5 protein-coding genes are annotated in these 12,668 nt (G+C 59.6%); 4 read left to right on the forward strand and 1 reads right to left on the reverse strand.

The genetic code is table 11. The annotated features are described in order from the left end of the window. The first annotated feature begins 57 nt into the window (after positions 1-57). The 4 genes from JOE09_RS17365 to cdiI all read left to right on the forward strand — a co-directional run bounded on the left by JOE09_RS17365 (position 58) and on the right by cdiI (position 11,897). A complete protein-coding gene (locus JOE09_RS17365; protein ID WP_205066623.1) occupies positions 58-1,779 on the forward strand; it encodes a ShlB/FhaC/HecB family hemolysin secretion/activation protein in 1,722 nt (573 codons plus the stop codon). A 79-nt stretch (positions 1,780-1,858) separates the two neighbouring features. After that, the gene (locus JOE09_RS17370; protein WP_205066624.1) at positions 1,859-11,215 is read left to right on the forward strand and encodes a hemagglutinin repeat-containing protein; all 9,357 of its coding nucleotides are present in this window, start codon (positions 1,859-1,861) and stop codon (positions 11,213-11,215) included. Beyond that, a complete protein-coding gene (locus JOE09_RS17375; RefSeq protein ID WP_205066799.1) occupies positions 11,158-11,499 on the forward strand; it encodes an EndoU domain-containing protein in 342 nt (113 codons plus the stop codon). Before JOE09_RS17370 ends, JOE09_RS17375 begins: the two co-directional genes overlap by 58 nt. Before the next feature lie 35 nt (positions 11,500-11,534). Then, positions 11,535-11,897, forward strand: a complete 363-nt coding sequence (gene cdiI / locus JOE09_RS17380; RefSeq protein ID WP_205066625.1) for a ribonuclease toxin immunity protein CdiI — start codon at positions 11,535-11,537, stop codon at positions 11,895-11,897. Positions 11,898-12,033: 136 nt separating this feature from the next. Here the strand turns inward: cdiI and JOE09_RS17385 are convergent, their stop codons facing one another. Further along, entirely contained in the window at positions 12,034-12,624 is a 591-nt protein-coding gene (locus JOE09_RS17385) for a cupin domain-containing protein (RefSeq protein ID WP_205066626.1), read from the reverse strand. Positions 12,625-12,668 lie beyond the last annotated feature (44 nt).

Genomic DNA, 12,668 nt, shown 5'->3' on the forward strand with positions numbered 1-12,668 from the left:
TGGTTTGGAAAGCGAAAGGCGAGGTGCCGTCATGGATGACAACGCAAGGAGCAGGGAATGCGCCAGGACTGCGCTCAGGGTTTATTACGTCTTATCCGGTGGGGATGGCTTAGCCTGTCCGTCGCCGTCACGCCGGTATTGGCTTCACCCAACAGCCCCGCGCGGGAAGCCGCCTCGATAGATGCGCAGGAACAGCTTCGCCAGCAGGAGCGCGAGCGCGAGCGCGTGCTGCGTGAGGAAAATACCCCGCAGCCCGATGCCCGGCTGCGCCGCCCGGATGTGGCTCTGCCCGATTATCCGCAAAATGAGTCTCCCTGCTTTATTATCAACAGCCTGCGCCTGACCGGGGATTCCGCCGATCGTTTTGGCTGGGCGCTGAATGCTGCAAAGGGCGCAAAAGGGCGCTGCCTCGGTAGTCAGGGTATCGTGCTGACGATAAACAAGGTACAGAACGCCATTCTGGCCGCAGGCTATGTCACTACGCGAGTGATGGCGCAGGAGCAGGATCTGACGACCGGCGTGCTGACTCTGACGCTGCAGCCGGGCCGTATCGGCCAGGTCCGCTTTGACGATACCGTTTCGTGGCGCGGTCGGCTGTGGAATGCCATTCCGGCCTCCCCCGGTGAGATCCTTAACCTGCGTGATATCGAACAGGGGCTGGAGAACTTTAAACGCGTTCCCAGCGCTGCCGCCGATATTCAGATCGTTCCCGGTCAGCAGGATGCAACCAGCGATCTGCTGGTGAACTGGCAGGAAGGCCGCCCGGTACGTTTGAGCCTGGGGCTGGATGACAGCGGGTCGAAAAGCACCGGCCGCTACCTGGGATCGGCCACACTGGCTGTGGATGCTCCCTTTGCTCAGAACGACTTGTTCTACGCGAATGCGGGCAAAGACCTGTTGGAGCACGGGCCGTTTGGCAACCATTCTCATGCCCTGAACTACTTTTTCCCGTTCGGCTACTGGGCGCTGTCGGCCAACTACAACAACTATACCTACCACCAGAACATCCCCAACGCCAACGAGGTACTGACCTACAGCGGCAAAAGTAACAATGCCCAGCTGACCCTGTCGCGGCTGATTTTTCGCAATCAGTCACACAAAACCACGCTGAATCTGCGCGGCTGGCGCAAGCGTTCCACCAATGCGGTCGACGGCATCAATATGGATCAACAGAGCCGCCGCACCGCCGGATGGGAAATTGGCGTTAATCAGCACAGCTACCTCGGCGACAGCACGCTGGATGCCAATATCAACTGGCATCGCGGCACGGGGGCATTGGGCGCGAAGCGCGCCCCGGAAGAACTCACCCACAGCGGCAGCGCCCGTACCGGCATCCTGCTGGCGGATCTCAGTCTTAATCAGCCTTTCGCACTGGCGGAACAGCCGTGGCGCTACTACACCGCGGTACGCGGCCAGTGGAGCAGCAACGCACTGACGCCGCAGGAGCGCATGGCCATTGCCGGGCGCTACACGGTACGCGGCTTTGACGGCGAGCAGATGCTCTCCGGCGAGAAGGGATTTCTGTGGCGCAACGAGCTGGCGTGGAACGTGCTGGCACAGGGGCAGGAGCTGTACCTGGCTGCGGACTACGGGCGCGTAAACGGACCCGGCACCCGCTATCTGGTGGGACACCAGCTGGCGGGCAGCGCCCTGGGCGTGCGGGGATCGCTGTGGCAGCGGTTCAGCTACGACCTGTTTGCCGGCGTGCCGTTGTATAAAGCGGACAGCTTCCACACCTCAGGCGCTACGGCGGGTTTTAGCCTGAACCTGGAAATCTGACACCGCTGATTATCCTTACCGCTGGCAGGAAACGCCACGGCGGCAACAAACGGACTGGCTTTTTTCACGGACGAAAATCATGAATAAACATTGCTATCGCCTTATCTTCAGCCGCACTCACGGAGAGCTGCGGGTGGTTTCCGAGCTGGCCCGCAGCTGCAGTACCGAACCGGGGCAGAGCCGGGGCAGCGGTGCACCACGGCTGTGGGTGACCGTTCGCCGTGCAGTGTGGATGCTGGGGCTGGCTATCGCCGCCGGGCCTGCCATCGCCGGTGGGATCGTGGCCGACGGCAGCGCGGCTCCCGGCCTGCGTCCGCAGGTGATTGCCACGCAGAACGGGCTGTCGCAGGTCAACATTACTGCGCCGAACCCGGCGGGCGTCTCACACAACCAGTTCACACAGTTTGATGTCGATCGAAATGGCGCGATCCTCAACAACTCATCGCTGATGACCTCCACGCAGCTGGCCGGGATGATCCAGGGTAACCCGAATCTGAAGCCGGGCAATGCGCCTGCACGCGTGATCCTCAACGAGGTGAACAGCAATAATCCCAGCCAGCTGCGTGGTTTTCTGGAAGTCGCGGGCGGGCGTGCTCAGGTCATTGTTGCCAACCCGTCGGGGATCGTATGCAGCGGCTGCGGCACCATCAACGCCGGGCGAATGACGCTGACTACCGGTAAACCACAGCGGGATGCCAGCGGAGCGATCTCCGGCTATCAGGTTGAGCGCGGCACGATCCGCATTGAAGGCGGCGGCCTGAATGGCGATGCCCGTCACGACACCGGCTATGTCGATCTCCTTGCCCGTGCGGTTGAGGTCAATACCGGCATCTGGGCTAACGATGAACTGGCGGTAATCGCCGGCCGCAACCGCATCAGCGCCGACGGCAAGTCGGTACAGCCGATCTCCGGCGGCGATGCAAAGCCCGAGCTGGCAATCGATATGGGCCAGATGGGCGGCATGTACAGCGGACAAATCCGCATGATCGGTACTGAAACTGGCGTTGGCGTGCGGAATCAGGGCGGGCATTTGCAGGCGGGAAACGCCCTGACCGTTAGCAGCGCCGGGCGTCTGATGTGGCAGCCGGGCAAGCAGGAGGCGTTCACGCAGGCCGCTGGCAGCATCACGCTAACCGCGCAGGAAAGCATTGAGCATCACGGCAAACTGCACAGCGGCGGTACGCTGACCGTCGAAAGCCGTGGAGGCGACATCCGTCAGTCCGGCACGCTGGCCGCTGCCGGGGATGTGCACCTTAAAGCGGGCGGTAATATCGCCAGCAGCGGGCATCTGCTGGCGGGCAGTAATGCCAACAGCCAGCTGGTGCAGGCGGCGAATCTGACCTTAAAAAGCCAGGGGGATATCCGCGCCAGCGGCAGCCTGCTGAGTAAAAAAGAGGTCAGTCTGAGCGCGCGGCAGGTCGATATCAGCCAGAGCCAGCTCGCTGCCAGCCACGCCACGATAGCGGCGAAAAGCGGCAGTGTGGCGATCCGCCAGGCGAAGATCGACAGCGGCAGCCTGGACATCAGAACAACGGGAAATGTCGAGGCGCAGCAGTCGCAGGTGAAAGCCGGGCACTGGGACATCAGCGCCAGCAACCTGCTGAATCACGAGGGTGCCTGGTCGCAGTCGGCAAGTGCGGAAAGCCGCTTTACGCTCAGCGGCACGCTGGACAACAGCCACGGCACGATCGAAGCGCAGCGGCTGGCGTTGAACAGTAGCGGCCTGATTAACCAGCACGGGCGGCTGGTTTCCCTTGATGGCACCGCGCAACACTGGCAGATCGCCGGAGATCTCAATAACACCCGTGGTGAACTGGGCAGCAATGGCGATCTGGCACTTGATGCTTCGCGCCTGATAAACCAGAGCGGCACCCTCGTCAGCCAGGCGGCGCTTACCGTCAGCACTGAAGGTGATATTGATAATGCCGCCGGTCAGCTGCTGGCGGGAAAACGCCTGACGCTGAATACCGCAGGCGCGATCGATAACCGTGGCGGTACTCTGAACGGCGGCGAGCTGAAGATGACGATGCAGCAGCTGCACAACGTGCAGGGCAGCGTTATCAGTCAGGGCGATCTGAACCTGGCTTCTCAGCAGGACCTCGATAACCGGCAGGGGATGATTGGCGCGGGCGGCAGACTGACCATCACCACGGAAGGCGACTGGCACAATCAGGCCGGTACGGCGCAGGGCGAAACCGAGCTGAGCGTATCTGCGCAAAATATTGATAACGCGGGCGGCAGGCTGCTCTCCGGCCAGCGGCTGGTGCTGAATGCCCGTAGTGCGCTGGACAACCGCGACGGCGAAATCGGCGGTGAAACGCTCAGGCTGATTGCCGGGCGGATCGACAATAGCAACGGGCGGATTATCGGCCAGCACTCGCTGACACTGGAGGCCCGCCAGGCGCTGCAAAATACCCTCGGGCTGCTGGCCGCCGGAAAACAGCTGGATCTGGCGGCTCAGCGATTTAATAACGCCGAAGGCCGGATCGTCGCGCAGCAGGATCTTAAACTGAACGCACAACAGGCGCTGGATAACACCGGTGGACTGCTTGAGGCGGGTGAGCGGCTGTCGGTCAGCAGCGGCGGAGAGTGGGATAACCGCAAGGGTACTGCGCAGGGTGGAACCGCTGTTATCGCAGCCGCTGCCCGCCTTGATAATCGCGGCGGCAGATTGCAGTCCGGCGGCGATCTTCAGCTCAGCACGTCGGGCGATGTGCTGAATCAGGCCGGGCGGCTGACGGCGCAGCGGGCGCTGGGCTGGCAGGGCGGTGCAGGCAGCGGCCTGAATAATGACGGCGGTTCACTGCAAAGCGGCGGCTCGCTTTCCCTGACCGGTGGCCAGCTCAGCAACCGCCAGCAGGGCGTGGTGTTAAGCCAGCAGGCACTGTCGCTGGCACTGACGGGCGAGTGGAATAACCAGGACGGCACGCTGACCGGCAGCGGCGATACCGCGATCCGCGCGGCTGCGCTGAACAACGAGCGGGGGGTGATTAATGCGCTCGGTAGCCTGGATATACAGCTTAGCGGGCGGCTGGATAACGGCAGCGGTCGTATTTTCAGCCAACGGTCGCAGGTGCTTCAGGCGCAGGATATTTTCAATATTCAGGGCTGGATGGGTAGCCAGGGCGGCTGGCGTGCCGTCAGCGGCACTTTCGATAATCATCAGGGCAGCGTGCAAAGCCAGCAGGATGTCACGCTTGCCGCAACCAGCCTGAACAACGAGCTGGGCATGATGCAGTCCGCCGCCGGGCTGGCGCTGCAAATCACCCGGGATATCGTTAACCGTGCGGGGAAAATCAGCGCGGGCGGGCAGCTGAGCGTGCAGGGCGACAATGCCACCGCGGCCGGTCGGCTGAATAACGCCGGTGGGCAGCTGCTGGCGGGTGAGCGGCTGACCGTATCCGCACGGGAAGTGGATAACCGCCAGAGCGGCCTGCTCTACAGCCAGCAGCAGATGATGCTGACGCTGGGCGAGGGGCTTGATAACCGTTCGGGCCAGCTGCAAAGCGGCGAAAGCCTGACGCTGGTGGCACAGTCCCTGCTGAACGGCGACGGAGCGATAGACAGCCAGCAGCAGCTGGCTCTGCGCATTCTCGGCGAGATCGGCAATGCCGCCGGGGCAATCCGCAGCAACGGCGATCAGCACATTACCGCAGGCCAGATCGATAACCGCAAGGGCGTATTCAGCAGCCGTGGCGGCATGGAAATGACCGCCGTGCGGCTGGAAAATACCGATGGCACGGTGATTAGCCAGGGCCGTGGTATTTACCGCGTTGAAACGCTGAATAACCGGCAGGGTAAGATCCACAGCGGCAATACGCTGACGCTGACCGCCACGCAGGTAAGCAATCAGAGCGGGCAGCTGGTTTCTACCGGAGCCCTGGCCCTTCATGCCGCACAGCTGGATAACAGCGCAGCAGGGACTGTCAGCAGCCAGGATGCACTGAGCGTGCAGGCGGAGCGGCTGAACAACCGCGACGGCGGCCTGCTGCTGGGCAGCGCGCTGACGACAGTCACCGTGCAGGCACTGGATAACACCGCAGGTCGGCTGCAAAGCGCCGGTGCAATGACATTCAGCGGGCTGAATACGCTGGATAATCGCCAGGGTCGTATTCTGGCTAACGGCGCACTCAGTTTTAATGCCGGTGCCGTGGCTTCTGCCCTTGCGCTACTCAACCAGGGCGGCACCATCCAGAGCGGCAATACGCTGCACCTCAATACCCGCACGCTGAACAATCAGGGCGGCATGCTGCAAAGTCAGCAGGCCCTGACGCTGGCAGTACAAACGGACTATACCCATCGCACAGGCGATACCCTGAACAGCAACACGGCGGTCACGCTGACCGTGGCCGGTGTGATGACCAACCTCACCGACTGGCTGCTGCCCGGCAGCCTGACCCTTAACAGTACGCATCTGACCAACCGCGGATCGCTGGTGGGGAAAGTGCTACGGCTGACAACCGGCATGCTGGTCAACGGCGGGCGTCTGGAGGCCGACCGGATGACGCTGAATGTCGACAGTCTGGATAACACGGCTGCGGTGATGGGTGATGAGATCACGATCCATGGCCGGATCGTCGATAACCACGGCGAGGCGGCAGCGATCGCCGCCGTGCAGGATCTGGATCTGCAGGCGACGCAGCGCATCACCAACCGCGACGGATCGCTGATCTACAGCGGAGATCGTCTGCATCTTGGCAGCGGCGATCTGATCGAAAACCGCGCCAGCTTTATCGAAGCCGATGGTGATATCACGATCGAGGCCCGCCGTCTGGAGAATCTGCGCGAAGGGCTGGAAATTGAGCGCGACGCGGAGAAAAGCGAATACAAGTGGCATCGGTATAACTACTACTGGCGATCGTATGGATCGGAAGTCGGTACCGATAAAAACACCATGGCACCGACGACACAGCAGCTGACGTTCCGGAATGATGATGCGGTGCAAAACAACCGTTACGGTACGCTGTTAGAGATCGATGCGGCAGGAAAACGGGCCAAAGTAAGGGTAAAGTTTGACCAAGGGGCTGTGACCGAAATTTGGGTGAATTATCTCTCTCTGGTCCCCCATACCGACGGTAGCTATGCCATGACGTTTTATGAAACGCGAGGCTTCCGGCAAAACAGCGTGCCAACGCCTTATCACAACACATTCTGGCGTGAACACGATCGCGGGCGTCTTGAACAATGGGACCCTGAAAGGCATCTGGACATCTTTGATGCGCCGTTTGTAGACGATTACAACAACCTCCGCGAGCGTTCCGTTACCGGTACAACATCGCGCGACAGGCTGATCTCGGAAGGCACCGGCGCACGTATCCTGGCGGGCGGCAGTATGGCACTGCATATTACCGACAGGCTGCTGAACGATGCCAGCACCATTTCCGCCAACGGCAATCTGTCTATCGGCGGCGGTGGGACGGTGGAAAATAAAGGCTATTCGGTTAACGAACGCCGCCAGGAATACATCGTTGACCACTACGATCGTAATACCAAACACTGGTATCCCACTTTCAATCTTGATGAAACGACGGCGCTGACCACTATTGACGGCATCATTACCGGCAACGGTAACGTCACCATCAGCGGTGCCAGCATCAGCAACACCACGGTTAATCAGGCACAGATTAGCAGCGTGGAAGCGGCGCTGAAGGCGGCGGAAGCCGAACGCGCCGAGTGGCAGCGCAATCCGCTGGCCTTTGAGGTTGAAGGAGCAGGCCGTCAGGAGGGGGAAACGCAGCTTGCGCCGGGCAGCAAGCCATCGGAGACGATAACCTTCCCCGGGCGGCCGCTGCCTCCTGCTGAACTGGCGCTCACCGAAAAACAGCATCTGGGTGACGTTGCGACCTCAATACCGAATAACGGCTTGTTCCGCCAGGATACTGCCGCTGGCTCTCCGTTCCTGATCGTCACCGACGAGCGTTTTACCAGCCGCAGCAAATTTATCAGCAGCGACTACATGCTGGAGCGGGTGGGCTACGATCCGTCCCGGGTACAAAAACGGCTGGGCGACGGCTTCTATGAGCAGCGCCTGGTGCGGGAACAGGTGTTGAAGCTGACCGGCCGCGCATCGGTGCGGGGCGAAGACGCCATGGAGCAATACCAGCAGCTGATGAATAACGGCGTGAAGGTGGCGGAGGCGTTTAGTCTGCTCCCGGGCGTGGCGCTGACGCCGGAGCAAATCTCGGCACTTCAGCAGGATATCGTCTGGCTGGTCAGTGAAACCGTACAGACCGCCAGCGGCCCGCAAACGGTATGGGTTCCGAAAGTGTACCTGGCGCAGAACACCCTGCGGCTGACCGGCGACGGCGCGCTGATCGCCGGGGGGGATCTGCAACTTTCCGCCGACAGCGTGCAGAACGCGGGCAACCTGTTCGCCGATCGGGCGCTCAGCATTGATGCGACAGACTTCCGCCATCAGGGCGGAGAGATAAAAGCCGACAGCATCAACGTGCAGGCCGACAGTCTGTCGATAAGCACCAATCTGCAGGATGCCCTGCGGCAGGCAACGATGAGCGCCGGGGATATCTCTTTGAGCGGTAGCGACATCAGCCTGCAGGGCGCGAAGCTGGATGCCACGCAGAACCTCAGCCTTAGTGCGCGCAACAGTCTGGATATCTCGGCGGCGAAAAGCAGCCACACCGCCAGCCTGGAGGTGATCTCCGGGGCGATGGGCAATCGTAATACCGGCGTGACGGAAGAGGCCGGTAAGCGGATGGCGCAGGTGAGCGGCGAATGGCAGCAGGCGCTGGGCAGCCAGCTCAGTGCCGGGGGCAACCTCAGCCTTCAGGCCGGGCAGGATATCACCCTGCAGGGCAGCCAGGTTAAAGCCGGAGAGCAGCTTGGCGTGCAGGCGGGCGGCGATATCAAACTGCTGGCGGACAGCACCAGTAATAAAACACAGCTGGAGGCCGGAGCGCGTACCACATCGGTCAGCAACAGCCGTGAAGAGGAACGCCTGCTGCTCAGCACGCTGAGCGGCGACAAAGGCGTGAGCCTGCATGCGGGTAACACACTGCTGGCCGCAGGCGCACAGGTTGACAGCACGGCAGGCAGCATCGGATTAAGCGCCAACGATGTGACCATTAAAGAAGCGCATCAGCAGACGCAGGATCTGGACAGCGAACGACGGGGCGGTGGGAAATCCAAAAGCAGCCGCGTGGTGGACTCTTCGCGCGATGAGGTCACGGGCAGCACCTTCAGCGGGCGTGATGGCGTCACCGTTATTGCGCGTGAGGGCGATATCACCGCCACCGGCAGTACGCTGCACAGTGAAAAAGGGGGCATTGCGCTACAGGCGAAGAACGATGTGCTGCTGAACAGCGCCACGGAGCAGCAGTCGGAATACGTTGAATCGCACTCGCAGAAAAAAGGATTCCTGAAAAAATCCACCACCCATACGGTGCAGAACGATCGCGTGACGCGTGAGCAGGGCACCTTGCTGAGCGGCGACACGGTCAGTGTGGCCGCCGGAAAGGATCTAACGGTCAGCGGTTCGGCGATTGCCGCCGACCGGGACGTGGCTCTGCAGGCCGGTAACAACGTGGATATCCGCGCCGCCACGGAAAGTGAATCCCACTACCTGCTGGAGGAGAAGAAAAAAAGCGGGCTGATGGGCAGCGGCGGCATTGGCTTCAGCGTCGGTAAACAGTCCACGCGCCATGAGATCGATGAACAGGGCACCCGCCAGAGCCAGAGCGTCAGCACGGTGGGCAGCAGCCAGGGCAGCGTCAGCATTACGGCGGGCGATAAGCTGCATATCGGCGGTGCCGATCTGGTGGCGGGGAAAGATCTGACCCTGAGCGGCGACAGCGTGCAGATCGATCCGGGCTACGACCAACGCACTCGTAATGAGACGTTTGAAGCGAAGCAGAGCGGGCTGAGCGTGGCGCTGTCGGGAACGGCAGGCAGTGCGCTGAACACGGCGGTCAGCACCGCGAAACAGGCGAGGAAGGAGAGCGACGGAAGGCTCAGTGCGCTACAAAATACTCAGGCTGCACTCTCCGGCGTGCAGGCGGCACAGGCGCTGGAGCGGGACGGGCTGGTGACTGAAGCCGCGAATGCCGGCAACGCCGCAGCCGGTCTGCAATCGGGTGACAACGGGGCGGCGCAGGGTGCCACTAATACCGTGGGGATCAGCGCATCTTACGGCAGCCAGTCGTCGAAAAGTGAAACGCGCAGCGAAAGCCGCCAGTCGCAGGGCAGCACGCTGACTGCCGGGCAGAACCTGTCGATCAACGCCACCGGGAAAAATAAAACCGGCGGAAGCGGCGACATCACCCTCAGCGGCAGCGCGCTGAAGGCGGGCGGCGGGATGACGCTGGACGCCGCGCGGGATATTAACCTGCTGTCGGCGCAGAACACCGAACGTACCGAAGATAAGAACAGCAGCAAAGGCGGCAGCGTGGGTGTGGGTATCGGCGCGGGAGCTGGCGGATACGGTATCAGTGTTTCCGCCAGCGTGAATGCCGGTAAAGGTCATGAAAAAGGCCACGGCCTGACGCATACTGAAACCACGCTGGATGCGGGCGGCGGCATCAGCCTGACCAGCGGGCGCGACACCACGCTGAAGGGCGCACAGGTCAGCGGCGAGAAAATTACCGCCGACGTGGGCCGTGACCTGACGCTGCAAAGCGAGCAGGACAGCGATCGTTACGACGCGAAGCAGCAGAACGTCAGTGCGGGCGGCAGTTTTACGTTTGGTTCAATGACCGGCTCGGGCTATGTCAGCGCCAGCCGGGACAAGCTGCACAGCAACTTTGACAGCGTGAACGAGCAGACCGGGCTGTTTGCCGGTGACGGTGGCTATCAGATTACGGTGGGTAAGCACACGCAGCTTGACGGTGCGGTGATTGCCAGCACGGCGGATAAAGCAAAAAACAGCCTGGACACCGGTACGCTGGGCTGGAGCGATATCGACAACCGGGCGGACTTCAGCGCGGAGCACAGCGGTGGTTCGCTGAGTTCCGGTGGCCCGGTGGGCAAAGAGCTGCTGACCAATATGGCAGGCGGAATGCTGTCCGGTGCGAATAACAGCGGCCATGCGGCAGGCACCACGCAGGCCGCGGTCAGCGACGGTCAGCTGACTGTCCGCGACGGAGAGCATCAGCAGCAGGATATTGCCGAGCTGAACCGGGACGTGGAGCACGCCAACGACGGCAGCATCAGTGCGATCTTTAACAAAGAGAAAGAGCAGAAACGCCTGAAGGAAGCGCAGCTGATCGGCGAGCTGGGGATGCAGGCGATGGATATCGCGCGGACGCAGGGAGAGATAGCGGCGCTGGAGGCGCAGAAAGATCCGGCGAAGCTGGCGGCAGCGCGGGCGGAGCTGTTGAGCCAAAGCATCTATCAACAGCTGATGGATTTACACAAAAAGCAGGTATTTCCGGTGGTCATAATGCTGATTCATTTTATGATGCTGCAAAAAAATATAATGTAAAAATCGTGAGTGAAAAATCTACGAATGTTAATGGTATCAATGAAATAGAGTATTTAGTGCCGACGAAAGATCGTTCTGGTAATCTGACTGGAGGGTATAAGCCCAATCCAGAAAAGAAAACAATTTATGATCCAAAAATATTTACAGATAAAAAGATGTTAGATCTTGGTCAGCAGGCGGCCATAGTGGGTTATAAAGATGCAATAGCTAAAGGGCAGCAAGCATATGATGCAACAGCAGGCGGAGTAAAATTTAGGGTCTATCTTGATAAAAAAAACAGGTAGAGTAACTAACTTTCATCCTAAATAGGATTTGAAAAATGAAATTTTTATTTGATTTACCCTATGAGCAATCCGATCCCTATTGGGTCATAAAAAGCTACTTTGATCTTATGTATAATGATGATATTTTTTTAAATTCAGTTGAAAGTCTACTGAAAAATAACTCATTTATGAGGGATGGGGTTTATTGTTTTTTTCCTGATTTAAATAGTTATGATGAAAGTGAGCATTTTGAAGGGGTTGAGTTTGCTATTGGTTATCCACCATCTGAGGCAGAATCTATTATTGTGAGTGAAGATATTTGCTATCAGTATATTAGGGTTTCTTGTGAAAAGTATTTAAAATTTCACCCTGAAGATACAGATAAAGTTAATATTTTATTTGGTAAGATCCCTGTCTAATGAGTAAATTCCGGCCACTGAGCCGGGATTTACTTATCTGTCTTTCCTGACGCTGCAAAGCGAGCAGCGTAGCGATCGCTACGATGCGAAGCTACAGAACCTCAGCCACGACGCCTGACCCCAGCCCGAAAATCAATCAGAACGTCACCGGCGTATTCACCCACAGCACCTTCGCTACCGACTTCCCGCTGTTGCGATAGCCGTGCGGTACGTTGCTGGGGAAATAGAATGAATCTCCGGCGGTAAGGGTGTACGTCTGCTCGCCTAAAGCCAGCTCGATTTCGCCTTCCAGCACGTAGCCCATCTCTTCGCCGTGGTGTTCAATCTGCCCGTCGCTGGCCACGCCCGGTTCGATAATATGAATATTGCCCTGCAGCAGGCTGCCTTTGTGGTGAGGGGTCAGGTTCTCCAGCTCAATGCCGCCCTTTTTGTTGCGGGCAACAAAGCGTTTGCGCTGGCGCTGATCGGGCTTCAGTACCGGGGAATCCGCCACCCAGCTTTCGGCCATCAGATCAGAAATATTGGTTTCCAGCGCGCTGGCCAGCCGGTGCAGCATCGCCAGCGAAGGCGAGGCCACGTCGTTTTCCAGCTTGGAGAGCAAACTCTCCGAACAGCCGACCTTCAGCGCCAGCTGCTTCAGCGTAATCTCCTGCGCTAAACGCGCATGGTGCAGGCGCATGCCCAAATCAGGTAAAACAAAGCCACCGCTATCGCCGTTTTTTTTCATAAGTGTTTATCTGCAACCCTTCAATCCGTAAACGCCCGGCATTC

This window comes from Pantoea coffeiphila, from assembly GCF_016909495.1.
GTDB lineage: Bacteria > Pseudomonadota > Gammaproteobacteria > Enterobacterales > Enterobacteriaceae > Erwinia > Erwinia coffeiphila.